Origin of the sequence: Chitinophaga sp. NPDC101104, assembly GCF_050277495.1 — a bacterium.
GTDB lineage: Bacteria > Bacteroidota > Bacteroidia > Chitinophagales > Chitinophagaceae > Chitinophaga.
On record NZ_JBNNSF010000001.1, the window covers coordinates 3660164 to 3685938 of the forward strand.

Annotated in this window: 22 protein-coding genes; 9 read left to right on the forward strand and 13 right to left on the reverse strand. The window is 56.8% G+C overall.

Translation table 11 applies throughout. The annotated features are described in order from the left end of the window. Nucleotides 1-4 precede the first annotated feature (4 nt). Entirely contained in the window at nt 5-781 is a 777-nt protein-coding gene (locus ACQKLP_RS14785; RefSeq protein WP_427323515.1) for a zinc-dependent peptidase, read from the reverse strand. Between the two features lie 85 nt (nt 782-866). On the opposite strand from ACQKLP_RS14785, the gene ACQKLP_RS14790 reads away from it, so the two are divergent. From ACQKLP_RS14790 to ACQKLP_RS14800, 3 genes are all read left to right on the forward strand, one after another. Further along, a complete protein-coding gene (locus ACQKLP_RS14790; protein ID WP_427323516.1) occupies nt 867-3296 on the forward strand; it encodes an AsmA-like C-terminal region-containing protein in 2430 nt (809 codons plus the stop codon). Nucleotides 3297-3406: 110 nt separating this feature from the next. After that, on the forward strand, nt 3407-3991 hold the full coding sequence (locus ACQKLP_RS14795; RefSeq protein ID WP_427323517.1) for a type 1 glutamine amidotransferase domain-containing protein: 585 nt from the start codon (nt 3407-3409) through the stop codon (nt 3989-3991). 80 nt (nt 3992-4071) lie between these two features. Then, the gene (locus tag ACQKLP_RS14800) at nt 4072-4791 is read left to right on the forward strand and encodes an SRPBCC family protein (RefSeq protein ID WP_427323518.1); all 720 of its coding nucleotides are present in this window, start codon (nt 4072-4074) and stop codon (nt 4789-4791) included. Nucleotides 4792-4886: 95 nt separating this feature from the next. Here the strand turns inward: ACQKLP_RS14800 and ACQKLP_RS14805 are convergent, their stop codons facing one another. From ACQKLP_RS14805 to ACQKLP_RS14825, 5 genes are all read right to left on the reverse strand, one after another. Beyond that, nucleotides 4887-5141 carry a hypothetical protein gene (locus ACQKLP_RS14805; RefSeq protein WP_427323519.1) on the reverse strand — a complete coding sequence of 85 codons (255 nt, stop codon included), beginning with the start codon at nt 5139-5141 and terminating at the stop codon, nt 4887-4889. A 35-nt stretch (nt 5142-5176) separates the two neighbouring features. Next, a complete protein-coding gene (locus ACQKLP_RS14810) occupies nt 5177-5410 on the reverse strand; it encodes a hypothetical protein (protein WP_427323520.1) in 234 nt (77 codons plus the stop codon). A gap of 135 nt (nt 5411-5545) precedes the next feature. Next, the gene (locus tag ACQKLP_RS14815; protein WP_427323521.1) at nt 5546-6361 is read right to left on the reverse strand and encodes a mechanosensitive ion channel family protein; all 816 of its coding nucleotides are present in this window, start codon (nt 6359-6361) and stop codon (nt 5546-5548) included. 127 nt (nt 6362-6488) lie between these two features. Continuing rightward, nucleotides 6489-7058, reverse strand: a complete 570-nt coding sequence (locus ACQKLP_RS14820) for an outer membrane beta-barrel protein (RefSeq protein WP_427323522.1) — start codon at nt 7056-7058, stop codon at nt 6489-6491. A gap of 198 nt (nt 7059-7256) precedes the next feature. Further along, complete coding sequence (locus ACQKLP_RS14825; RefSeq protein ID WP_427323523.1) at nt 7257-7835, reverse strand: outer membrane beta-barrel protein; 579 nt, start codon at nt 7833-7835, stop codon at nt 7257-7259. 173 nt (nt 7836-8008) lie between these two features. Between ACQKLP_RS14825 and ACQKLP_RS14830 the strand changes: the two genes are divergently transcribed. Next, nucleotides 8009-9382, forward strand: a complete 1374-nt coding sequence (locus ACQKLP_RS14830; protein ID WP_427323525.1) for an exonuclease domain-containing protein — start codon at nt 8009-8011, stop codon at nt 9380-9382. Nucleotides 9383-9464: 82 nt separating this feature from the next. On the opposite strand, the gene ACQKLP_RS14835 is transcribed toward ACQKLP_RS14830, so the two are convergent. Continuing rightward, entirely contained in the window at nt 9465-14636 is a 5172-nt protein-coding gene (locus tag ACQKLP_RS14835) for an AAA domain-containing protein (protein ID WP_427324364.1), read from the reverse strand. Between the two features lie 190 nt (nt 14637-14826). Between ACQKLP_RS14835 and ACQKLP_RS14840 the strand changes: the two genes are divergently transcribed. Genes ACQKLP_RS14840 through ACQKLP_RS14860 form a run of 5 tightly spaced genes read left to right on the forward strand, consistent with a single transcriptional unit; the run spans nt 14827 to nt 19661 of the window. Further along, complete coding sequence (locus ACQKLP_RS14840; protein ID WP_427323527.1) at nt 14827-16995, forward strand: TonB-dependent receptor; 2169 nt, start codon at nt 14827-14829, stop codon at nt 16993-16995. 13 nt (nt 16996-17008) lie between these two features. Then, nucleotides 17009-17632 (forward strand): hypothetical protein, encoded by a 624-nt coding sequence (locus ACQKLP_RS14845; RefSeq protein WP_427323528.1) that lies wholly within the window; start codon nt 17009-17011, stop codon nt 17630-17632. 45 nt (nt 17633-17677) lie between these two features. Beyond that, a complete protein-coding gene (locus ACQKLP_RS14850; RefSeq protein ID WP_341839772.1) occupies nt 17678-17878 on the forward strand; it encodes a hypothetical protein in 201 nt (66 codons plus the stop codon). A 7-nt stretch (nt 17879-17885) separates the two neighbouring features. Continuing rightward, entirely contained in the window at nt 17886-18896 is a 1011-nt protein-coding gene (locus ACQKLP_RS14855; protein ID WP_427323529.1) for a sensor histidine kinase, read from the forward strand. Nucleotides 18897-18905: 9 nt separating this feature from the next. After that, complete coding sequence (locus ACQKLP_RS14860) at nt 18906-19661, forward strand: LytR/AlgR family response regulator transcription factor (protein WP_427323530.1); 756 nt, start codon at nt 18906-18908, stop codon at nt 19659-19661. 41 nt (nt 19662-19702) lie between these two features. On the opposite strand, the gene ACQKLP_RS14865 is transcribed toward ACQKLP_RS14860, so the two are convergent. From ACQKLP_RS14865 to ACQKLP_RS14890, 6 genes are all read right to left on the reverse strand, one after another. Continuing rightward, nucleotides 19703-21475 (reverse strand): ABC transporter ATP-binding protein, encoded by a 1773-nt coding sequence (locus tag ACQKLP_RS14865; RefSeq protein ID WP_427323532.1) that lies wholly within the window; start codon nt 21473-21475, stop codon nt 19703-19705. Nucleotides 21476-21571: 96 nt separating this feature from the next. Next, nucleotides 21572-22012: a MauE/DoxX family redox-associated membrane protein gene (locus ACQKLP_RS14870; RefSeq protein WP_427323533.1), complete on the reverse strand. Its 441-nt coding sequence runs from the start codon at nt 22010-22012 to the stop codon at nt 21572-21574. A gap of 110 nt (nt 22013-22122) precedes the next feature. Next, nucleotides 22123-22716 (reverse strand): HAD-IB family hydrolase, encoded by a 594-nt coding sequence (locus tag ACQKLP_RS14875; RefSeq protein WP_427323534.1) that lies wholly within the window; start codon nt 22714-22716, stop codon nt 22123-22125. Then, nucleotides 22713-23444: an SDR family oxidoreductase gene (locus ACQKLP_RS14880; RefSeq protein WP_427323535.1), complete on the reverse strand. Its 732-nt coding sequence runs from the start codon at nt 23442-23444 to the stop codon at nt 22713-22715. The genes ACQKLP_RS14875 and ACQKLP_RS14880 overlap by 4 nt, the downstream gene beginning before the upstream one ends. 32 nt (nt 23445-23476) lie before the next feature. Further along, entirely contained in the window at nt 23477-24808 is a 1332-nt protein-coding gene (locus ACQKLP_RS14885; protein WP_427323536.1) for an FAD-binding protein, read from the reverse strand. Beyond that, entirely contained in the window at nt 24808-25695 is an 888-nt protein-coding gene (locus tag ACQKLP_RS14890) for a decaprenyl-phosphate phosphoribosyltransferase (protein ID WP_427323537.1), read from the reverse strand. The genes ACQKLP_RS14885 and ACQKLP_RS14890 overlap by 1 nt, the downstream gene beginning before the upstream one ends. Nucleotides 25696-25775 lie beyond the last annotated feature (80 nt).

The window sequence follows — 25775 nt, forward strand, 5'->3', positions numbered from 1 at the left end:
TGCCTCAGGGCACGCGGGCCGCGGGGTCTTGTTTGAATATCTCGCTGAGCAGCCGGTACAGTTCCGGGTGATGCGCCTGCATGCTTTCCGGCTTCTCGAAGAAATATTCCGACACCACCGCCAGGAACTCGCTCTGGTTCATGGCCGCATACGGATTGATGTCGCTATGCCCCGATTCGATCCTGCGGATCTCTTCATGCATCACCTGCAACCACGGAAGGCTGGTCACATTCCGCAACAGCGATTCCGGCAGACCGTCTACATATCCGTCGGTCTTGTCCACCAAATGCACGAACTCATGGATAGCGGTATTGCTTTGCCCGGCGTGCTCGGAGAAGCCCGTCCGCAGCGCGCTGCGCGACAGCAGCATTTGTCCGTTCAAATGCCCGCTGCCCACCATGCCGAGGATATTGCGGCGGTCGCCCTCGAACTGGTAATGCTCGTCGAACGTATCGGGATACAGAATGATATTGGTAAGATTACGGTATTTCCAACCGGGAAAGCTGAAGATGGGAATAACGGCGCTCGCGGCGATGAGGACCTTGTCCAGATCTTCCACCGGCGTGCCTACGCCCTCGATCGTTACATGCCCGAGAAAAGATTCCACCTCGGAAACGAACCGCTGCCGTTCGGTTTCAGTGAGCTGGCGATAGTAGCGGACATGCTCCAGGAGCATGCCGGCGGTATCTGTGGGAACGGCGCTTTTCGCGGATTTCTTCGGGCGGTAAAACCACCAGAAAAGGAAAAGGACCACCGCCACGGGGATCAAAACGGGTAACATCTTCCCAATTTCGTAATTAATAGCCATTTGGAACAATTTTCGAAGGTAATTTGTTTTTAATTACGAACAATCAACTGACCCATACATGCCCCGCTGGTTAAGAATCATGCTTATCTCCGCCGGCAGCCTGCTGGTGCTGGTTATCGTACTCTGGCTCATCCTCGCGCTCGTTATCCGCAGCAGGAAGGCCGGCATCCTCGCCGATATCAGCCAACAGCTCAGCGAACGCCTCAACGGAGATCTCACCATCAGAGACATGGAGCCCTCGCTCGTGCGCAGCTTCCCGCAGATTTCAGTGACGCTGAAGGACGTGACGCTCAAAGACAGTCTTTTCGACCGCCACGGCCACGCCCTGTTGCAACTGAAGGAAGTGTACGTGAAGGTCAATACTTTCGCGCTCATCCGCAAACGGGTATCTATCCGCGAAGTCAGCCTTGAGAACGGAGACATTTACCTGTACACCGACAGTCTCGGCTACTCGAACGGCTACCTGCTGAAGGGCCGGGAAAAGAAAGACACATCCGCCGCCAAAAAACCCACGCCCGTCATCGCCGAGTTCTCACTGGAAAATGTCCGTTTCACGCTGGAAAACCAGCAGAAATGGAAACACTTCAAATTCGACGTTAAGCGCCTGGAAGGCAGGATGCACGAAACCGATTCCGGCTGGCAGGCCCGCATCGATCCGGAAATCCTCATCCAGGACATGCAGTTCAATACCACCAAGGGCAGCTACGCAAAGAACAAAACGCTGACCGGCCCGCTGGACCTCACTTTCATCTCCTACAACAAAATGCTCCGCATCGCGCAGCAAACGGTCCGGTTCGATCAGCAGCCCGTGCTGCTGGAAGGCGCGTTCATCTTCTCGGAAGCGCCGCCCGATTTCCGGCTCAACATCAAGGCCGCCGGCATTCCGTTCAAATTCGCGACCACGCTCGTGACGCCGAACATCACCGCCAAACTTTCACCTATCGATTTCGAAAAGCCGCTGGACGTGGAAGCCGAAATCCGCGGCCACATGAAATTCCGCGATACGCCTTACGTACGCGTGGCCTGGGCCGTGCGCGACAACCGGTTGACCGGCGCCAATCTCGCCCTCGACAAGGTGAATTTCGACGGCGCGTTCCTCAACGAACTGGTGCCCGGCCAGGGCCACAACGACGCCAATTCCCGGTTGAGCGTATACCGTTTTTCGGCGGATTATGAAAACATTCCCGTTACGGCCGACACGATACGCGTCATCAATCTCCAGAAACCCTTGCTCACAGGGCGCTTCCGGTCGAATTTCCCCCTCACCCGCCTCACCAGCGCGCTCGATCCGCACCTGTTCGAGTTCACCGCCGGGAATGCCGCGCTGGACCTCCAATACGCCGGTTCCTGGGATGCGAAGGATACCGTGGCCGGCGCGCTGGAAGGTACCGTTTCCATCAGCGACGGCGCTTTTACCTACGTTCCGCGCAACCTGGCCGTCCGCGATTGCCACGCCACGCTGGCGTTCACGCAGGGGCATCTGTATCTCCGCGGTATCAGGGCGCAGTCGGGCGCCAGCAGGGTAGAGATGGACGGAAGCATCCTCAATATCCTCAACCTCTATTTTTCCGCGCCGGAAAAGATCGTGCTGAACTGGAACGTCCGCAGTCCGCTCATCAACCTCAACGAATTCCAATCCTTTTTCGGCCGGCGCGCCAAACATAAATCACACGCGCAGACGCGCCAGCAAAAGCATATGCGGGCACGTTTCGTGCGGCAGCTGGACACCATGCTGGAGGCCTCCAGCGTGCATATGCAGGTGGCCGTAGACAAGGTGCGCTACCGGAAATTCAACGCCACCAACGTGCGGGCGGATGTACAGATGGGGCAGGACGGTGTGCGGTTCAATAAAGTGGGCCTCAACGCCGTAGGCGGGCAAATGCAACTGAGCGGCGCTATCCTCCAGCAGCCGAAGGGCGACCGCTTCAACCTCGACGCAGACATCCGGCAGGTGCAGGTAGAGCAGCTGTTTTATGCGTTCGAGAATTTCGGGCAAGACGGGATCACGGCACAGAACCTCCGCGGCGTGTTTTCCGCGAAAGCGAAGCTGACGGGCGGGATGAAGGAAGATATCAGCATCCAGCCGCGCTCCATGAACGGCTCCGTGACTTTCAACCTCAACCGCGGCGCCCTGCTGGATTTCAAGCCGCTGGTAAACGTCGGGAAATTCATCTTCCGCAAGCGCGATATGAGCAACATTACTTTCGACAACATCCGCAATACCCTCGACATCCGCGGCAACAAGATTTACATCCATCCCATGCTCATCGCCTCCAGCGTGCTGAACATCGAAGTGGAAGGGACGTACGGCATTCCGAAGGGTACCGACATCAAGCTGAAAGTCCCCCTCCGCAATCCGAAGAAAGACGAACTGGTGACAGACGCCGATGAACTGCGGAAACGCCGCAAAAGCGGCATCGTCGTGAACCTGCATGCCGTAGACGGAGACGATGGAAAGGTAAAGCTGAAGCTCGGGAAGGGAGACTGACCCCGGAACGGGGAAATTCGGCCCCGCCGCTTTCCGGCCGCCCGGAGAAAGACATGCGGAACTGTTTTTGCAGGAGATTGTCTTTGTGCAACCTGATAAAAACAAGCATCATGGAAAAGCAATCGCTGGAAAACAAGAAAGTAGCCGTACTCGTGGCAAACGGGTTTGAGGAATCCGAATTCACCGAGCCTGTAAAAGCGTTGAAGGACGCCGGCGCCGCGGTGACCGTGGTATCGCTGAAACCCGGGAAAGTGAAAGCCTGGGCCGAAAAAGACTGGGGCGGTGAATATGAGGTGAACGATACGGCAGACAAGGTTTCTTCCGAAAATTTCGACGCGCTCGTATTGCCCGGTGGCGTCATGAACCCCGACCTGCTGCGCGTGAACGATGATGCGGTACGTTTCGTGAAAGGGTTCGTGGAAGAAGCGAAGCCCATCGCCGCCATCTGCCACGGGCCCTGGACGCTTATCGAGGCGGGAGCGGTACGCGGCCGGAAAATGACTTCCTATCCTTCCATTAAAACCGATCTCATCAATGCAGGAGCGGATTGGCATGACAAGGAAGTGGTGACCGACAACGGGCTGGTGACCAGCCGCAGCCCGAAAGACCTGCCGGCTTTCTGCGCCAAAATGGTGGAAGAGATCGCCGAAGGGCAGCACCTCACGCGGAACCGGGGTGTACATCAGCTGGGTTAACATGCCTGATCGCCGGCCGCGCGAACACTGCCGTTATCTCAGGTGTTATAACGACAGTACTTTTCTTCACAAACAAGCTTATGCATCAAAATAACAACCGCCCGCGCGCGGGCACGCTGTACGAAAAATCGACCGTCATCAATGTTTCCAAAACCGGCCGGATCCTTTCATCGGCCGCCGGCGCCTCGTTAATTTACCTGGCGCTTTCCGGCATGAAGCAATCGCCCGTCAAAAACATCGGGAAACTGCTGGTGGGCGGGTACCTTCTGTACCGGGGGCTGTCCGGCAATTGCCCCATCACCGCGGCAATAGACGATGAGCAGCGCCCCAAACACGCGCGCGCCGTCAACATCCGTACGTCAATGATCGTGGAACGCCCGCGGGGCGAGGTGTACGCGTATTGGCGCCAACTCAGCAACCTGCCGCTTTTCATGGCCCATCTCGATGATGTGGAGGTGCTCGACGACCGGCATTCCCACTGGACGATCAAGCTGGCCGGCAACATGAAGCTGGAGTGGGACGCCGAGATCACCGAAGACAAGCCCGGCGAAGAACTGGCCTGGCGCTCGCTGGAAGGCGCGGAAATCGCCAACGCCGGCAAAGTGCGCTTCCGGGACACGGAAAACGGCAGCACGGAAATCCTCGTCACATTCACCTACCGCCCGCCCGCCGGATTCATGGGAGCGGGGCTGGCGAGGCTGATGAACCCTGCATTCGCGCAACTGGTGCGTCATGATATCATTCGTTTCAAACAGCACCTGGAAGGGGTGCCCACGCCCGACAATTCGGGCCGCGGATAATTAACCGGCAAATCTCCGGATCACTAACCCAAACGAAAATGGCTGTTCCCGATCTGGGAACAGCCATTTTCACGTAATCCCGAACATCCTGTATGCTATGGCCTAAAAGTCCGGAAAGTATCGGGCCGCGGGTTGTTGGACGTATCCTCGCGCTCTTTGCGGTCCTTTTTCTTTTTCTTTTCCTTCTTTGGTGTGGTATCGCCCGGTTCCATGGGAACGGTGTCTGTCCAATGAACATAAGGCGTTGATCCGGCGTCGGTGGAAAGCCGGCCCGAAGCGCTCCATGCTTGGGTCATCGCTACCACCACGAAGGCGATGATGAGGCTCAGGGGAGTGATCGTCGATTTCATGTGCGTGATATTTACTGGTTATCAAATAGATATGATTAATAGATTTTGTATTGGCGGATAACGCGTTCCCATTCCTCATCTTCGAACAATTCATCGTCGGAGCCGGGCCGGCTGCGATCGTTTCCGGGATCTTCGTCTTTTTCAATGAAAGCTTCGCCCTGGGGGTCTTCCGGCCATCTTTCCTCTTCGCCGCCGGGGCGGAAGTCTGTATTGAGCGGATTATTCCTTGCAGGCGCCTGTCCGTCCTGCCATTTGTTTTTCTTTTGCATGGTATAACGGTTTTGGTGATGAACGATTTCGGGTAAAAACCGGCAAATACCGATCCACGCGCATCGGCCGCCAACAGCAGGAAAAGATAGGGAAGGAGTGGTACAGAGTGGGTAATTGTTGCAACTGGCGGGGAATCAGGGCAATAGTTGTTTTTGCCGCAGTGCGTCCAACAGCTTTGAAATCAGCTGGTGGCGGGATTTGTTGAACGAAACATCTGTCTGGTTGCTGATCCAAAGCGAAACCATGAGTTTCAGGCTGTTCCCTTCGATGTTCTCGAACCAGACTTCGGGCGGTTTGCGGACGCTTCCGGATTTGAGCTGGTTCACTACGCCCATGGCCGTTTTCACGATATCGTCGAGCGCCGGCGCGGGGTCTTTGGCAAAGGGGATGAGCAGGTGCAGTTCTATTTTCCTTTCGGTGGTGAGGGAATGGTTGATGATGGGTTTCTGGAAAATGTCTTTGTTGGGGATGATGAGGTGTTGCCCGTCAGACGTGCGCATGGTGGTGGAGCGGAACTGGATGTTTTCCACCGTGCCCGTGAAGCCGTTGGTTTCGATGACGTGCCCGGTATCGAAGGGTTTGCGAAAGGTGATGTAAATGCCGGAAATGAAGTTGGACGTGAGGTCCTGGAACGCGAACCCCAATGCCAGGCCGATGATGCCCGCCCCCGCCAGCAGGGAGGATACGGCTTTGTCCAGCTTCAGCACTTCCAGCGCCGTGAACAGCCCGATAGCGAAAATGATGAAATACGTGACCCCGGCAAAAAGGTTGCTGAGCGCCTGTTTGTGAGACAGCCGGCAGGAGAGCTTGTACACCAGGTTCCTGGCCAGTTTCGCCAGCAGGTAGAAAACGAGGAAAATTACGATGGCCAGCGCCAGGTTGGGGAGCATTTTGATGGCGGCCTGGCCCCACCGCTGGAGTTTTTCGAGGATAAGTTGTGTCCATTCCATGCTGATGGAATTGCAAATACTGCACCACAGCCACGGGAAAAAGGCCCGCAATCAGCGGCATAATCGAAAAAGCCCGCTTCCCTGGCTGGAACTGGCCTGCATATGAACGCGTCTGATCGCAGGATGTTTAAAACCGCCCCGAGAACCCGATCTTGAACCAGGTTACATCGTAACCCACTTCCGAGTACATCCCGAAATGAGGCGTGAAATAATACCTTGCACCGGCCACCAGGCCGAAGTGTACTTCGTTTTCCCTGGTACGGGTACCGCTGCTGCCAACGCCCTTGTATTTCGACCGGTAGAAACGCGCACCCAGCTGGGCAGCGCCGTAAACGTCCAGCCGCTCGTCTTTGATCAGGTCTGAACTGAGGTGATACGCGCCGCGGAGGGCCACTACGGCATTGGAGAACTTCCAGTCATAATCCGGCGCATCCGCCAGCAACTGGTCGTAGTCATCATCATTCACGCTCCGGTAGGAAGCGGTGATGCCAGCGCCGAAGTAGCCTGGCCCGGCTTTGAAGGGCAACATTCGTTCGTAGGTGAAATTAAGGGTGGGCATGCCTTTCGCCTCGTCGGCATAATTCAGGGCGTTGCCGAGGCCGATGCCGACTTGCAATACGTTTTTCTTGACTTGTGCGAAAGCATTTCCGAGAATAATGCTCGCGAAAAAGAGCGTGGCGATAAATTTTCTGATCATCCGGGCAAAGGGTTTAATGAATGGAAATTGGTTGAATGAAAGCTGTCAGGCGATTTCATCTGAAACGGAACATCCCGCCGGAAAGTTACCCGGACCACGAAAAAGGCCCGCCCCCTTGCCGGGAACGGGCCTGCCCTTGATTCCCGGCGTCACCGACCGGGAAAATTCGTCTGGTTATGGAAACGGTATACCGGTCCGTTAGAAACGACCGGCCACGCCGAGCTTGATCCAGGTTACGTCGTATCCCAGTTCGGAATACACACCAAAATTAGGCGTGAAGAAGTAACGGGCGCCGGCGATGAAGCCTACGTGGAAATCGGTGTCTTTGGATTTGAAGTTCACGTCGCCATAATCACCCGATCCGCCGGTTACCTTGCTGGACCAGAAGCGCGCGCCAAGCTGGAGGGCGCCATAGAGGTCGAGCTTTTCGATCTTGATGAGCTCGGAATTGAGGTGGTACGCGCCGCGCAGGGCGATCACGGAGTTGGAATATTTCCACTTGCGGGAAGCTTCCACGTCTTCGTAATCGAAGAAATGGTCGGTGTACTTCACGCTGCGGTAAGAAGCGGTGATCCCTGCGCCGAAGTAACCCGGGCCAACCTTGTAAGGCAAAATTCTTTCGTAGGTGAAATTCAGTGTGGGCATGCCTTTGGCGCCCGAAGCGTAATCGAGGGTGTTACCGAAACCGATGCCGGCCTGGATAATGTTCTTCTTGTCCTGTGCACTGGCACCTCCGATGATGCCGCAGAGCAAAAGGGCGGTAAAAATTCTCTTCATGTTTGAATAAATGGTTTAATGAATTGACGTTTTTGGGATTACGGCTGCAAAAATATCATAGTGTGGGGTGTGGTATCTCGGTAGACGTACCTATTTTTGAAATTGAGTACTTCCCGCAGTTTTCCCCGGGCCGCTACGCAGATACACTGCGCGCGATGCAGTATATTTGCCGTATGTACGCGATCGTAGACATTGAAACCACCGGCGGGCACGCCAGCGCAGGGAAGATCACCGAAGTAGCCATTTTTTTGCATGACGGCATGCAGATCACCGGCCGGTACGAGACCCTGGTGAACCCGGGCATCCCCATTCCCCGGTACATCCAGGCGCTGACCGGCATTACGGACGAGATGGTAGAAAGCGCGCCGCTTTTCGAAGATATCGCCGAGCACGTCTTTAATCTCCTCCAGGGCCAGATTTTTATCGCGCACAACGTCAATTTCGACTATTCGTTCCTCCGCCACGAGCTCGGCCATTGTGGCTACAAGCTCCAGGCGAAAAAGCTCTGCACCGTGCGCCTCAGCCGCAAGGTGTTCCCCGGTTTTCCCTCGTACAGCCTGGGAAATCTGTGCCGCCAGCTGAACATCGGTATCGTGAACCGCCACCGCGCCTCGGGAGACGCCAGTGCCACCGTCCGCCTCTTCGAGCTGCTGCTCGCGGCAGACAAGATGGGGGCCATCGCACAGGCGCTTAATGCCCGTTCGAAAGATAAATGGCTGCCGCTGCACCTTTCACAGGATTATGTAGACGATCTGCCAGGTACGCCCGGGGTGTATTATTTCCATAATGAAAAGGGGAAGGTGGTCTACGTGGGAAAGGCGAGGAACATCCGCAAAAGGGTCACCAGCCATTTTACGGGGAACAGCGCCGGCCGGCAGCGCCAGGAGTTCCTTCGCAACATCCACAGCATTACTTTCGAAAAAACCGGAACGGAATTGATGGCCTTCATCCTGGAATCCATCGAGATCCGCCGGTTGTGGCCCCAATACAACAATGCGCAGAAGCGCATCGAATCGAAATTCGGATTTTATACTTTCGAAGACCAGCAAGGCTACCTGCGCCTGGCCATCGAAAAAAGAAGGAAATACACGACGCCCGTATTCGCCTTCAACCTCCTGGCCGAAGGCCACAGCCTCCTCCGGCAGCTCATCCGGGAATTCAAGCTGTGCCCGAAGCTTTGCTTCCTGCAAACCAGTCCCGATCCCTGCACCGGGCTGGCCGACAAATCCTGCAAAGGCGCCTGCGAGAAAAAGGAGAAACCGGACAAATACAATAAACGCGTGCTGGAAGCCATTAGCCACCTCCAATCCCAACAGCCGTCGTTCCTCATTCTCGACGCCGGCCGCCAGGCCACCGAGCAAAGCTGCATCCTCATGGAAAAAGGGAAATTCTATGGAATGGGGTACGTTCCCCGCGACGTAGCCGTTTCCGATACCGCCATGCTGAAAGACTGGCTGACACAATATCCCGAAAACGAATTCATTCTCAATCTGTTACGAACCTACGCGAATAATAACGCGGGACGGTTGGTGCAGGTACCCGCATAACCTGAAATGCTAAACATCAATGGCCACCGGAGAGGATGCAATACTCCGGTGGCCATCGTTTTTTATTGCAATTCTTTTTTTATCAGTTGGCAGCCAACTCCCGCCATCCCGCAGCTTTCTTCTCTGCAATGGCCTTGCCCATTTCCCTTTCCGCGTCCGCTTCGTTGATACAGGTTTTCACTTCGATCTGCCCCTTCGTCCCGGATTTACCGTGGCGGATAAAGAGCTTCGGACCGGTAGCCGTTATTTCCCAGAACTTCTCCTGTTTGCCCTCGCCGGTCAACAGGCGGACCGTCCCCTCCGGCAACGCATCCTCTTTCACCACCGCATTCCCGTTGGCCTGCGCTTGCTTTCCCAGCCGCTTCATAATATCCTCTACCACTTTTTCCGGGCCAGACAGCCAGTCTTTCGCGTATACCGTTATCGTCCGCCAGCCGAATGTCTCCATCACGGCGGGCCGCTGGTAATATTGCTCAAGCACATTGTCGTGCTGGTACCACGCTTCGTCGTCTACCTGGATCCCCAGCGCATATTGCGCGTCGCCGGGTTTGGACTTCACCGCCAGCGAGCACCGGAACCCGCTCTGGCCCACCTGTTCGGCAACGGTCAGGCCTTCTTTTTCCAGCGCTTCGCGGATTTCCTGGAGCACAACGGTATCGCCGCTGCGGAAACGGCCCTGCGGACGGGCGGTCGTGAGCCCGTCGAGCACCAGCCTGGCCTGTTTCATATTGCCCGCGCTCACCTGTTCGGCATATTGGAGGAAGCGCGACAGGAAGTTGGCGCCGGGGTTGTAGAGATTGGTGATCTGGCCATGGCGGATAGAGCTCACGATGGCCATGTGCCGCCTCGCGCGGCTAAAGATCACGTTCAGCCGTTTTTCACCGCCTTTCTTATTGATCGGCCCGAAATGCATCGACATTTTACCGCGGGGATCGGGGGCGTAGCATACGCTCATGATGATGATGTCGCGCTCATCGCCCTGCACGTTTTCGAGGTTTTTCACGAAAAGCCCCGTGAACTGGCCGTTTTCGGTGCGGGCCATGGCTTCGTCGAGGAGATCGTCGAACGCAGCGTCCTGCTCCGCCAAAGCGTCGAGCGCGGCGTTGATGGCGCTTTGCTGTTCCTGGCTGAAAGCCACGATGCCGATGCTGTCTTTGGTCCGCTTGCCCAGCAATTCCCGCACCAGGTGGGCGATATAGCCGGCTTCGGCCATATTGCCGCGTTTGGCGTAAACGCCCTGCGGAATATGATGGTAGCTGATGCTGCGGTCGAAAATGGCTTTGATATGGAACATGGCGTCCGACGGCTGCGCCACGCTGATCGGCTGGCGCTGTGCGGCGTGCTCGCTGCGATCGGGGATCGTGAGGAGCGCGGCGTCGTAAAACGCGTGGTTGCTGTAGCTGATCAGCGTTTCGAAATGACTGCGGTAATGCCAGCCGAGCAGATAGCTGTTCATTTTGCGGGCGCCCTGGGTGAGGAGGCTGTCTGCATCCGCGCTGAGGATGTCGTCGTCTACAGGGTCGGCACCCAGGTCGTCGGGATCGCCGGTGCGGGCGGAGAAGAAATCGGTCGGCGGCATTTGTTTTTCGTCGCCCACGATGATGGTCTGCGGAGCGCGGTAAAGCGCCGGTACGCCTTCTTCCAGCGTGATCTGCGAGGCTTCGTCGAAAATAACGGCGTCGAAGAAAGGCTGGTCGAGGGGGAAGGCATCGCTTACGCTGAGGGGGCTCATGAGCCACACGGGCTTGAGATCGAGCAGCACGCGGCCGCTGGCGCGGGAGCACAGTTCGCGGATGCTTTTGAAGCGCATGCTTTTCGAAAATTCGTTTTCGAGGATGCGGCGCCCTTCCATATAGGCTTCGTCGGCTTTCTGGCTGCGCTGCACGTTTTCGAGGAACTGCCGGCGGATATTGGCGCGGATGTACGCCGCGTTGAGTTGCAGCAATTCGCCGTAGCAATGCTTCACCGTGCCCACGGCCTGTTCCACGTTGTGCGCGCCTGCCTGCGCGAAGGCTTTGTTGGAGCGGTATAGCTGGCGGAGCGATTTCCCGGCCATGCCGGCTTCCAGTTCCCCGGGCGACCAGGGCAATTTACGCAGGGCCGATTTGAAATCGCCCGGCAATGCGGTATAGTTACCCAGCACGGGAAGCAATTCTTCGAGGGCGGGGGCGTTGAGGCGGATGGATTCCAGCAGGTCGGCCAGTTCATCGAAAGGCTGGGGGGCCGGGTCGGCGAGGGTTTGGGCGAGGAGGGTTTCCAGTTTGAGAAGGGGCTCCTGCAATGTCGCGAGGTTTTTTACGGTATCGGCAGCCTGCGGGTGATGGAGGAGATATTGGAGCGAGGGCTCGTGCAGTTTCCCGCGCAGCCTTTCCACCGCCAGCCAGGTCATTTCCAGTTGGGAAATGCGGTAATCCGATTCGAGGGATTGCCGGGCGCGGGAGGCTGTTGCCGCCGCTTCGTATTCGAGTTGCAGTTGTTCGAGAATGGAAACGGCGGACGGAGGTACCGCCCGGGCCGCAAAATCGTATTGCGCACGCAGCGTCCTGTTCAGCCGGCGCCATCTTCCCGACAAAAACCGCCAGAAAGAATCCTCGTGCCGGCGCGCCACTTCCAGCCCCGCAACCGTATCTTCCAACGACAATTTCTGCCGCCAGCCCGTATTCTGCGCCGCGGCTTCCTCCGCCGATTTTTGCAATCCCTTCACTTCCGCGAACCGCTTTTCGAACGCCTGCGCATCGGGATGCGACGGGTCCACCAACCGCAAAAGCCCCGCACTTGCCAAAGGCAACAGCAATGTGGCCTGGAGCACCAGTGCTTTCAGTTCGTTCAGCCGGGCAGCATGCTCCCTTGCCGACTGCAACGTTTCCAGCAGCGCCAGCGCGTCTGTCGTCAATTGCTTCAGCGTGCCGATGGGCTGCGGCGAAGCGAACACCGATTCGTTCACCCGGCTCAGCGGGTGACTGGCGAACACCGGCTCTGCGCCGGTTTCTTCCAGCGCCTGCCCCAACTGTTCCACCACTTTCCCGAATTTCAACCATTGCAGATACCCGGGCACGATTTCTTCCGTTTCCGCGTCGGTGGCTGGGATCAGCGGTTTTAGCGACAACAGCCGCTCGATGAGCGTACGCACCGGAACCCCCGCGGATTCGGTTTCACCGGCATGCGTATCATGAAACTCCTGCAACAATTGCAACTGCCGGCGCAGGTTGTGCAGCAGCGCGTCGCGGCGGAGGGTGATCGTATGCAGATCGGTGTCCGGCTTGAGGGCGGCTTCGTAACTCTGCTTGAGGTCTTTGATGAAGGCGCGCTTGTCGCCCTGACTGTCATGTATATACGAACACAAATCCGAAAGCCCCTGTTGCTGCAGGCGATGGAATACCACGTCGAGCGCGGCGCGTTTCTCGCAAACGAACAGCACTTTCTTCCCCCGCGCCACGAAATCGGCGATGAGATTCGTGATCGTCTGGCTCTTGCCCGTTCCCGGAGGGCCTTGAATGATATAGCTTTCGCCTTTCCGCGCCTGCAGGATGGCCCGCGTCTGCGTAGGATCGGCCTGTATGACATGGAACCATTCTTCGGGCAGGGCAGGCAGTTCCGTTTCCTCTGCCAGCGGCCGCGGATGGTCGCTGAAGAGATGGTCGAACACGCCGTGCCGGTGCCGCTGCTCGATGGCGGCGTTGTAGTCGCGCACCAGGCTCATTTTCTTGTAGTTGAAATTCCCCAGCACCACCTGGCAGGCGTCGAACTCCCAGCGGTAAGGGTTCGCTTCGGCTTCCGCCCATTCGAACAATTCCTTTTCGGTGACTTCGTCCGCTTCCGCGGGTGCGCCTTCCGGCTTCGGCACTTCCGCGCCGCTGGTCTTTTTCCGGTATTGCTCGGCGGTTTCGCGCGCTTCCTTGTAAATGAGGCGGATGCGGGGTTTGCGGAGATATTGCAGCACGATGCCGCGGTTAGCGCCCTCCACCTGCCGGCGGATGTGCTCGCAGAACACTTCAGGCGACATATCCTCCAAATCCACGCTGTCCGGCAATTCGATTCCGAACAGCTCCTGCAGGCGGTTCGCCAGCACGGGGTTCACTTCGGCGTTGTTATCGGTCACGGTCAGCACGTATTGATCGCCGCCGGTCTGTTTTTTCTTCTTCAGTTCCACGGGCAGCAGCAGCAGCGGGCTGTGGATGCTTTCCTGCGGATCTTCGGCCAGGTTGTGCCATTTCAGGAAAGCCACTACCAGCTTGAGTTGCGAAAAACCGAACTCCTGCACGTCGCGCTGCGCCTCCAGCCTGATCTTGTTCAGCACGGCGGGCAGATAGGGATGGTCTTCGAAACGGAGGTATTTATTGAGGGACAGGTCGCCCATGGCCACCACTTTCGATTCGATGTCCGCGTTCCAGGTAAACAGCAGTTCCGGCCGGATGCTCTGGTGATGCAGTACCATGGGCACGCTGCCGAAAGTGAGGTTGGCGAAACGGGAATTGGGCTTGTAGTAGAGCAGGCGGTTACGGCGGCTGATGTCGAACAGCCGGTTGCGGAGCTTATGGAGGATGAATTGCTGCTTCTCGCTGCGGTCGTGCGTAACCCAGCCGGCTACCTGCGCCAGGTCGGTCTGTTTTTCGGGATCGAAGTCGCGGTAGTTTTCGAGCCGGTGGATGGCTTCGCGCAGATCGGGCGTCCTGTTGCCGCGCTCCAGCTCCGTCATTTCGGTGATGAGGGTGCCGAGGGCGGGATGGAGGTTTTTATGGAGGAGGGGGCGCTCGCGCTGTACCACGAAGGTTTGCAGGGTTTGCGGATCATGCAGGTCGAGCCCCAGTGCGAGGCTGGCCAGCACGAGGCCGAGCACGAAAATATCGGTCTGCTCGTCGTGATGCCCCAACAACATTTCGTAGCTGTTGAAGCCCGGGATGTAGGCGGCATGGCGGAGCGGTTTATCCGTATCCGTTTGCACGCGGAGCGATTGTGCCGCCTGGCCTTCGGGCAGCCGCACTTTATCGATCACTTCGAAGTTGGGGTTATGCCCGTTGAAAAGGGCGTCTATCTTATCGGCAGCTTCCCGCGGCGGCAGGGCGCCTTCCGGGTTGAGCTGGAGGGTGCGGGCCGTGGCCTGGATGGCGGATTCGGGGCCGAAGGGAGCCACGAGGCCTTCGTCGTGCAATGCCTGTACGTCGCGGAAAAGCGGGAGTACGGCCGCGATAACGTCGTCTGTGGTGTATGGTCCGTGCTGGAAGGCAGTTTGCAGGAACTGCCGGAATGAGATCATCGTCAAGGTAAAAAATTAAACGCCGGGGCCGGGGGTTCGGTTTCCGGCCGCCCAAAATTACCAATTTCCCCCGCCGCCTCAAACCGAAATCGCTGTCATTTTCCGCTTCGATGTCGAATATTTCGTTCTCGTTGCATCCCGTTGGGCCACGGGCGCCATGCCCGGTAATTTGCATTGAAAAGCAACGGAAATGAAAACCATTCGCCTTTTGGCCCTGGCGGGGCTTTTAGCTCACTATAACGCATCGGCGCAGCAGATTATTGGCCGCGTGACGGATAAAACCGGCCGCGGGCTGGAAGGCGCCAGCGTCGTGCTCGCCGGAACGGCGGACGGCGCCACGGCCGACAGCCTCGGCCGCTTCCGGTTTGCCACTTCCGCATCTGCGCCTTACCGGTTGACGGCCAGCTATATCGGCTACAAGCCCGCCACTGTGGAAGCAACACCAGGCTCAGATGTCCGCATCACCCTGGCCATCGACCCCTCGTCCCTGCAACCCGTCGTGATTTCCGCCGGCTCCTTTTCCGCCGGCGATAAAAACAAAGGCGCCGTCATGACCGCCATGGACGTGGTTTCCGTGGCCGGCAACGGCGGCGACGTGGCCAATGCGGCGCGCACCCTGCCCGGTGCGCAACAGATCGGGGAAAGGGAAGGGCTCTTCGTGCGGGGAGGCGCCGGTAACGAAACGCGCCAGTTCGTAGACGGAACGCTCGTGCCCTCGCCGTATTTCGCGGCGATGCCAGGGCTGCCGCAGTTCAACCGCATTTCGTCGCCGTTCCTGTTCGACGGTATCATTTTCAGCACGGGCGGATATTCCGCCGCATACGGCCAGGGCCTCAGCGGCGCGCTTATCCTCGAAACGCAGGATCTGCCGGACAAATCGTCGGCCGTGATCGGGATATCGCCCATGGTGGCGGTGGCCGGCGTCCAAAAACTGGCGAAGAACGGGAAAAGCAGCCTGGGGCTCAGCACCAGGTTCATGTCCTGGCAATATTACGCCAAAGCCGTCCCCCAAAATCCGGAATACGCCAAAGGACCGGCGTACTCCGTCACGGAAGCGAATTTCCGCGCCAGAACGGGCAAGACGGGCATGCTGAAAATCTATGCCAACTTCGGTTTCCATCAATCGGAACTGTACCGTGAAGATGTAGACAGCGCCGCGCTGCTGGACCGTTTCGCGTCCACCGACCGGAACATTTACCTCAACGTGAGCCACCGGAGCCGCCCGGGAGAACACTGGCGCCTGGATGTGGGAGGATCGCTCAATTACAACAGCGCGGATATCAACAGCGGCATAACCGGAAAGGATAAAACCGCAGTTCATCCGGAAGGAGCCGCTTTCGAAGGCAAAACAGCCGGTTACCGCAGCCGGGAACGGTCGCTGCAGGGAAAGGCCGTGATCACGCGTTACCTCGGCGGCGGGCATTTGGTGCTGGCAGGTTCGGAAGTGCAAATCGGGGAGATGGATGAATTGTACGCTGCATTCGCGGAAGGAGAGTGGCGGCTGCATCATGCCGTGGCCCTGCGAACGGGTGCGCGATGGGAATACAGCCGGCTCTCCGGCCGGGGAGACCTCGCGCCCCGCCTGAGCCTCGCGGTGCGGACAGGCGCCCATTCCCAGCTGAACGCGGCCTGGGGCATGTACTTTCAGCAGGCGGAAAGGCGCTGGCGGATGGAAGCGCCCTTCCTCCCGCAAGCCAAAGCCACCCATTACATCCTCAATTACACGCGGAAAGAAAATGGAAGGCTCTTCAGGGCAGAAGCGTTCTACAAAAAATACGACCGCCTCCTCAAAACAGCGCCAGCAATTACGATGAACGGTTCCGGCTACGCGAACGGACTGGAAATGTTTTGGCGGGATAAAAAATCCGTCCGCAATTTCGATTACTGGGCCAGCTACAGCTACCTCCACACCCGCCGCGATCATCTCCATTTCCCCATGCCGCTGCAACCCGATTTCGCCGCGCCGCACACTTTGTCGGTAGTCACCAAGCGGTCTTTCGAAAAACTCAACACCAACGTGAACCTGTCGTGGTCACTGGCGGCGGGGAGGCCTTATTACGACTTCGCACCGGGAGGCGCCATCCGCCAGCAAGGCACCACCAAAGGGTACAACGTCGTCAACCTCGGACTGGCGCATATGCTGTCCCTCTTCCCGAAATGGAAGCAGAAAGACTTCACCGTAATTGCTTGTGGCGTCAACAACCTCCTGGGGACCAGGCAGGTATTCGGGTACACGTTCAGCTACGACGGCAGTAACAGATCGCCGGTAACCTTACCGGCTACACGAAATTACTTCATCGGGATCTTCATGAGCCTGGGCATCGACCGGACGGAAGATTACCTCAACGAAAATTTGTAATAAAATCCATAACATGAAAAAGATCACCACCATCATCATCGCCCTGTTTGTTGTGTTTGCCGCCAGCGCGCAAAATCCGCAGCTGGAGGGCGCCGTGTCCAAACTGAATTCCGCCCGTACCGCGGCAGATTACCAGGACCTGGCCAATACTTTCCAGCGGCTGGCTTCGGCCGACGCCAAATCCTGGCTGCCGCCGTATTACGCCGCCGTCGCCAACATGAAACTGGCTTTCCTGCAGAAAGATAAAGCCATGGCACTGAGCGCCCTTGCGGAAGAGCAGATCGCCAAAGCGGAGGCGCTCGTTCCGGCAGGCAACGCCAAAGAAATGTCCGAGATCTACACCGTGAAAAGCTTCATCGAACGGAGCAAGGTGGAAGCCGATCCCATGACGAATGGCCGCAAGTTCGGGCCCATCGCCGGAAAATACCTCGCGCAGGCCCGGAAGCTGGACCCGCAGAACCCGCGGGCCCTGTATCTCGACGGCCACATCAAATTCCACACGCCCGCGCTCTGGGGAGGCGACAAGGACAAAGCGAAAGCCCTTTTCACCGAAGCCCTCCGCCATTTCAACGAACCGCCGGCATCGGCCACAGCGCCGCAGTGGGGAAAAACCGAATGCCAGCAAATGTTACAATGATCCACCGGGAGGAAGGCCCCGCCTTCCTCCCTTAAAACCGACATCATGAAAGCATCTACCGAACGCAAAATCATCCGATGGGTCCATATCCTGTTCAGCATCCCCATCATCGGGTTCATTTACGGCCCCGTCGCGGAGCTGCCGTATGCCGCCAACGCGGTCAGGTTCCTGTTCTTCCCCGTGATCGTTCTTTCCGGATTATGGCTGTGGAAAGGCCAATGGATTAAAAAACACTTGTTAAATTAGCCGAAAGATGAAAGCATTCCTCCGAAAATACGCCGTCCGCATCGCGGTTACCTTCATGTTCATCGTCATCGCCTGGACGATCCGCCAAGGCATCGTGCCCGATATGACCATCGGCCGGCACCTGCTGTCGAGCATCCCGGTGATCATCGTCACACAGTTCATCTGGACGGTACTTTCTGGCGTCCATAGGCTGCTCGATAAGGTTTTTCCTTTCACGAAAAGCGACGCCGGACGGATTTTCCTTCAAATCGTGCTGGGAACGATCCTGATTTACGTAATCAGGAGTATCGTGTTTTCGGTCATCCAATCCTGCTTCAAGATCGAGATCGACCAGCTCACATCCGCCATGATCGCGACCGTCAATAATTTCGTATCCGTTACGATCAACCTCGCACTGATCGGGCAATATTATACGAACCGCTGGCAGGAAGGGATCGTGAAAGAGGAAAGGCTCGTGCGGGAAAAGATGCAATTGCAGTTCCTTCACCTCAAAAACCAGGTAGACCCGCATTTCCTGTTCAACGCATTCACGTCGCTGGACAGCCTTGTCCATTCCAACCCCGACCTGGCGTCGCAGTTCATCCGCCATCTTTCCAAAGTGTACCGCTACGCATTGCAGAACCGCGACAAGGATATGGTAAGCCTGCAGACGGAAATGGAAATGCTCCATCACTACATCGCTTTACAGAAAATTCGATTCGGCACCGCGCTGGTGGTTGATATTGAGCTGGATGCGTCGCTGATGGACAGGCGCATCGCGGCGGTGACGCTGCAGATGCTCATGGACAACGCCATCAAGCATAACGAAATACATGCAGACCACCCGCTACGCATACGCATATACGAACATGACGATTACATCATCGTTTCGAATAACAAACAGGCCCGCAAGCAGTTGGCGGCTTCAGATAAACAAGGCCTTGAACAACTGAAACAGTTATATTCGTTCCTGTCTGCCAGGCCGGTGCGGGTGGAAGACGGGGTGGCGGAATTCACGGTGGCATTGCCGCTGTCTTAAAATTGGATTATGCGAATTTTGATACTGGAAGACGAGCCCCTCGTGGCCGCGCATCTCATCAAACAGGTACGGGACCTGGAACCGGGATGGCAGATCATCGGCCCGGTAGCTAGCCTGCGCGAAGCGGAGCTCCTCCTGCAGGCGGGCCCCGATCTCGTACTGGCAGACATCCAGCTGTCTGACGGCATCAGCCTCGACCTGTTCCATCACCTCGAACCGGCCGTTCCCGTCATTTTCACGACGGCCTACGATCAATACGCGATCCGCGCGTTCAAGATCAACAGTATCGATTATCTCCTCAAACCCATTGACCCCGAAGAACTTGCGGCCGCATTCCGGAAATACGCTTTATTGCGCGATAAATATGCCAGTCCGCAATTCATGGGCGAACTGATGCAGTTCGTCCGCCACCAGCAGCAGAAGCAGCTTTTCAAGGAATCGTTCACCGTTCATTCCGGTAAAAGCGTATATGTGTTCCCGTTAGCAGAGATCGCGGGGTTCTCCAAAAATGAAGTGATCTATCTCCATCATGCCGACGGCCGCAACTGGATCACCGATTACCGCTCGCTCGACGAGATCGAGGAGCTGCTCGACCCGCAGCAATGCTATCGCGCCAGCCGCCAGTTCATCGTCAACCGCGCATGGCTCGCTGGTTACAAGACCGATGACACGAGCCGGCTCACATTACACTTCAAGGCCGGAAAATGGCCACAGGTAACGGTAAGCAAAGACAAAGCCGCCGCGTTCCGTACCTGGTTCGGTTAACGGAAACCGTAAAAGCGCGAAGCTTCCTTCCAATAAAAAAATCAATGGGAAAACTGTAATTCGCTGAGCCCGCGGTAAAGCCCTTCCGACTTCCGCATGAGCTCTTCATGCGTCCCCGATTCCACCACGCCGCCTTTATCGAGCACAAGGATCATATCGGCGCGGCGGACGGTGCTGAGGCGATGGGCGATCACGATAGAGGTGCGGCCTTCCATCAGCTTATCCAGCGCTTCCTGTACGAGTTTCTCCGACTCGGAATCGAGGGCCGAAGTGGCTTCGTCGAGGATGAGGATGCGGGGGTTGCGGAGTACGGCCCTCGCGATGGCGATGCGTTGCCGCTGCCCGCCCGACAGCTGGATGCCCCGTTCGCCCACGATGGTATCGAGGCCTTCGGGGAACTGGCGGATGAATTCCCAGGCGTTGGCCTGCCGCGCCGCTTCCATGATCGCATCTTCGGAGGCGGTGGTATCGCCGTAAGCGATGTTTTCGCGGATGGTGCCGCCGAACAGGAACACGTCTTGCGGCACCACGGCCATCTGGGAGCGGAGGAGCGAAAGGTCGTATTCGCGGGTATCCTGGCCGTCGATATAGATATGCCCGGCCGCGGGGTCGTAAAACCGCAGGAGGAGGTTGACGATGGTGGATTTACCGGCACCGCTGGGCCCCACGAGGGCCACCTGCCAGCCGGGCTCTGCGTGGAAACTCACGTCACGCAGCACGGGAAGGTCTTTGCGGGAAGGATATTGGAACCCCACATGCTGGAACCGGATTTCGCCGCTAAAATGCGGGCGGCGGGCAGCAGGAGGGAGGAGCTGGATTTTTTCTTCCGGCTCGTCGAGGATTTCGAGGAGGTGCTCCGACGCACCGAGGGCACGCTGGATGCGGGTAAAGATCTCGGCCAGTCCGGAAATCGATCCGCCGATAAAACCGGAATACAGCACAAAGGAGAACAGGTCGCCCACGGCAAAACCATCGCCGATCATCAGCACGCCTTTCCAGATCACGGCCACCATGGCGCCGAAGAGCCCGAAAATGAGGAACGACACGAACATGCCCTGGTAGGTGCCCGACTTGATGCCGGTTTTCACGACTTCATCCGTTTTCGCTTTATACCGGCCCGTCTCGAAAAATTCGTTCGCGAAGGCTTTCACGTTAAAAATCCCCTGCAGGGTTTCTTCCACGATGGTATTGGAATCCGCGATCTGGGCCTGTACCTGTTTGCTGAACCGGCGGATGAATTTCCCGAATACTACGGCCAGAATACAAATGGCGGGAACGATGGCCAGCATGAAAAGGGTCAGTTGCCAGCTCGTATACGCCAGCAGCGCGATGCCGCCGATGATGACGATCACCTGCCGGAGGAATTCCGCCAACGTGGTGGTGAACAAATCCTGCAACTGTGAAATATCGGAGGAGATGCGGCTGTTCAGTTCGCCCACGCGCCTTTCCGAAAAGAATTTCATGGGCAGGCGGATGAGGTGGGAATACGTGGCCTGGCGGAGCGCCGCCACGGTTTTTTCCGTGACCGACACGAAAATGCGGATACGGAAAAAGGAAAAGATGGATTGGAGCGCCAGCACGGCCACGAGCATCAGCCCGATGCGGTTGATATGCAAATGGAGCTCCCCGGCCTGCCCCACGTTGATCAGATCGCCCAGGAGCTTCGGGAAAGCCAGGCTGGTAGCGCTCGACAACATCAGCATCACCAGCCCTCCGGCGAATTGCCAGCGGTAGGGTTTGGCATATTGATATAACCGGGATGCCTTCCGGATGCCTTCAAAAGAAAACTTTGCGCGCTTTTGCTGTTCCTCCATACAATGAAATTAACGATTCCTGATGGAGAAGACGGGCGGGACAGGGAAATATTGTAGGGACGGGCGAATTTCTTCCTTCGTGATATTAATTGATTATCAGGCAGTTCTTACTTTCATCGCCCGGATTTTCCCTTCCAGCACCGCCGCCGTGATGGCCAATCCGGCCAGGAGGAGGTCTGCCGCCAGGTTATTCCAGCCGTCGCGCAGGCTGCGGGGGAGGATGAAGGTGAAACACATCATGGCGAAGGAACCATACAGTGCCGCCTGCTTCGTCCGGGCGAGGGCCAGCAGCAGCACGAGCGCAGCCTGGGTGAAGGGGACCATCAGCACCAGTTCGTCCGCGAACATCCGCCAGGAATCATACCGGCTCAGCCGCATATGGAAAAGCCCCGGCGCCAGGAACCCGGTTACAGCCGAATAGGCCAGCCGGACGGCGAGCAGGCCGGTGGCGATGTCAATGTAAAGTTGGCGAAGCACCAGGCTCCGCAATCGGTTGGCAGCCGGGAAATGGATACCGGCTTCGGAATATTTGCGCATACAGTTAGCGAATATCGCTGGGTGGAATTTTATTCATCAAAAGCTGACAAGCATGTCTAATATAATGAAATCCGCCGTCAAGATACGACAGTGGACGCATTCAACCATCATTACTCGAATTCCCGGAAGCCCTTATGCTGGGCGAGCGCCAGCATTTCGCGGTCGCCGCTGCTGTCGCCGTACGCATAAACGACCTGGTACGGCGTGAGTTTCACGGCTTCGCGGATGCGGCATACCTTTTCGTCGCCGTTACAGTTCTTTCCCACGAGCGCGCCCGTCAACCGCCCGTTCACCACCTCCAGCCGCGATCCCAGCACGGGCACACCGGCTTTCTCGGCCCAGGGCTGCACCCAGTTTTCCGCGGAAGCCGTCACGATAAACACGGTATGGCCTTCCGAAATATGCCATGCGATGGCGTTCACCGCCCGCGGGCGCAGCAACGCCGGCAACCGTTCCTTGCAAAAGGCGTTGCACTTTTCCTGGAATTCGGCCAGGGGCGTGCCTTTGAAATAAAACTTCAGTACGATCTCCTTCATCCGCTGGTTACCGATCACCTTCAACTTGAAAAGTACCAGCAGGGGCAACAGCAGGGCCATGCCGGCATACAGCGCCATGGCTCCCTTCTGGAAACGGATCATTTCGAAAAGGGTGTCTTTCCGTGTTATGGTACCATCGAAATCGAAAAATGCGATCGCCTGCTTCACAGTTTCTTCTTTTTGAAAATGGGCTCGGGAACGTTTTTGATGATCATCATGATGTATCGCCAGAACCACTTCGTGTACAATACGTTTTTCTTCTTTTCGGCTGCTTTGAAAATGTCTTTCGCCACTTCGTCCGGCTGCGCCGTGAGCAAGGCCGGAAGTGCCAGGTGCTCCGTCATCTGCGTAGCCACGAACCCAGGTTCCACGGTCATGACGTGCACGCCGGAATGCCAGAGGCGGTTGCGCAGGCCGGAAAGATACGTCGTAAAGCCTGCTTTGGCACTGCCGTAGAGATAATTGCTCATCCGCCCGCGGTCGCCCGCAACGGAACTGATCCCGATGATGGTGCCTTTCCCTCTTGCGGCCATGTCTTCGGCCACTACATTGAGGATAGACACGGCGCCGGTAAAGTTGGTATGTAGGATGCGGGACGCCTCCTGCCAGTCTTCCTGGCCTTTTTCCTGGGAACCGAGGTAGCCGAACACGCAAAGCACCACATCCGGCGGAGCGGGAAGGGCGCGGTAAAATCCGGCGTGGGATTCGAAGTCGAGCGCGTCGAAAGCATGCACGGTGGCGGCAACGCGGTGGCGGATGCGCAGATCCTGCTCCAGGGGGCGCAACTGTTCGGGGTTCCGGCCGGCCAGCTGGAGGGTAAAACCTGCGGCGGCGTAGCGGCGGGCGAGGGCAACTGCTATATCTGACCCGGCGCCCAGGATTAATACGGTAGGCATATTGTTCGGTCGGGTTTTATCCACCCGTTTGTTTATGCGAATTGAAAATTGAGTCGGTCGGACTGGGCAGACCGGAATTTACCGGCGGGGTTCCAGGTTTTGACGATCTCCCGGAACCGCTCCGCATTGGGGTAGCTGTCCCAGAACACGCGCTCCTGCATCCTGGCGTCTTTCGTCAGGTATAACCGGCCGCCGTATTGCAGCACCAGCGCATCCAGCTCGTCGAGGAACGGAAAAAGGCCTTTGCGCACGGGGAAATCGAGCGCCAGCGTGTAGCCTTCCATGGGGAAAGAGATCAGATCGTCCTGCTTCCCGAAGGTTTTGAGCACCGCCAGGAAAGAGCCCCAGCCTTTTTCGCTGATCTTTTGTAAAATGGCCACCAGCCCGTCTTTCTTGTCCATCGGCAACACGAACTGGTATTGCACGAACCCGTCTTTCCCGTAACCGCGGTTCCAGTGCAGGATCGCATCCAGCGGATAGAAGAAAGGCTCGTACGGCACGGTGTTCTCAATGACGCGCCTGGTATTTTTCGCGTAGTAAAGCGCGTTGAAAAGTTTGACGGTGAAGTTGTTCAGCACGAAGCCCGGCAGGTTGAAAGGCACGGTGAGCTTCATTTTGCGGGGCAGCTCCAAAGGCGCTTTCGCCGCTTTGGCATTTACCTGATCTTTGGTGGCATGTTCGCCGACGATGAGGATGCTCCGGCCGAAGGAATCGCCCTTTTGCAGGCAATCGATCCAGGCCATGGAGTAAGTATAATGTTTATGTTCTTCGAAAAGCTGCAATACTTCGTCGAGGTTCTTCGCCTTGATCTGCTTCTGGCGGATATACGCCGTTTCGATCTTCTTCAGGGTGAACCTTACTGTTGTTATAATGCCGGTAAGCCCCATCCCGCCGCAGGTGGCCCAGAAAAGATCGGGCTCCGTTTCGGGCGAACATTCCGTCAAACCCTTACCTGTCAACAATTTCATGGAAACGATATGGTTGCTGAAGGAACCTTCGGAATGGTGGTTCTTGCCATGCACGTCAGACGCCACGGCGCCGCCGATGGTAATGAATTTGGTGCCCGGCGTAACGGGCAGGAACCAGCCGCGGGGAACGATGATGTCGAGGATCTGGTCGAGCGTAAGGCCCGACTGGCATTCGAACACGCCATTCTCTTCGTCGAACGCCAACACCTTGTCGTACCGCAGGGTGGAAACGCTATGCTCGCCGAGCGACGCATCGCCGTAGCAGCGCCCGTTCCCCCTGGCGATCACGCGGTCGTGGGTGTTTACGTACTGCAACAGCTGTTCCTCCATGGAGAAGGAGACCTCTTCACAGTTCAATACGGGATAATTGCCCCAATTCGATATGTTTTTTCGCATTATTCAAAAAAACTTTTATTCGTCGGTAAATAAATGATCACATAAAAGCTTAGAATCCACAGGAGAATGGTTAATTGAATAAAGCGGTCTTTGTATAGGATTTTGGTGGGAGAACCGGTGTCGTTATCGACGTAGGTTATTTGCAAATATCGTAATAATCCGGCAATAACAAAAATACTGGTATAGTAGAGGCGGTAGGTTTTGAAGTGGGCCATGGTTTCGGGGCTCATCGTGTACATGAGGTATGCCACGATGATCACGGCGGAAACGAGCGCCAGCGAGGCGTTGAGGAAATCGAGGTTATAGCCTTTGGACGCTTTGCGGAGGTCTTTGCCCGACTGGAGCTTGTGCAGCACATCGTCTCTCCGTTTGGCGAACGCCATGAACACGGCAAGGAGGAACACCATGATATTCAGCCATTCCGAAATGGCCACGTCTGCCGCCACGCCGCCGGCTTTCACGCGCAGCACGAACCCGGAGGCGAGGATGAGGATATCGAGGATGGACACGTTTTTCAGGCCGAAGGAATACCCGAGGTTGAGCACGAAATAAATCCCCAGCACGAACATGAACTTGTAACTGATGAGCCACGCCAGCCCGAAGCCCGCGAGCACCACGAGCACGAACATCGCCAGGCCGGCCGTGGGGGATACGGCGCCGGAAGCGAGGGGACGGCTTTTTTTCACCGGATGCGCCCTGTCTGCCTCGATGTCCATATAATCGTTGATCACATAAATACTGCTGGCTACGAGCGAAAAACTGGCGAACGCCAAAGCCAGCATCTCCAGTTTATCCATCGAAAAAATTTCGCCTGCAAAGAAGGAGGGAATAAAAAGGAAAAGGTTCTTGGCCCAGTGTTTCGGGCGGAGTAGTTTTAAGTATTGCACGGGATTACACAATTAAACAAGCCGCAAAATACAATGTTTATCAGGAATTGTCGCTAGATTTGCTACCTTAAATTTACATT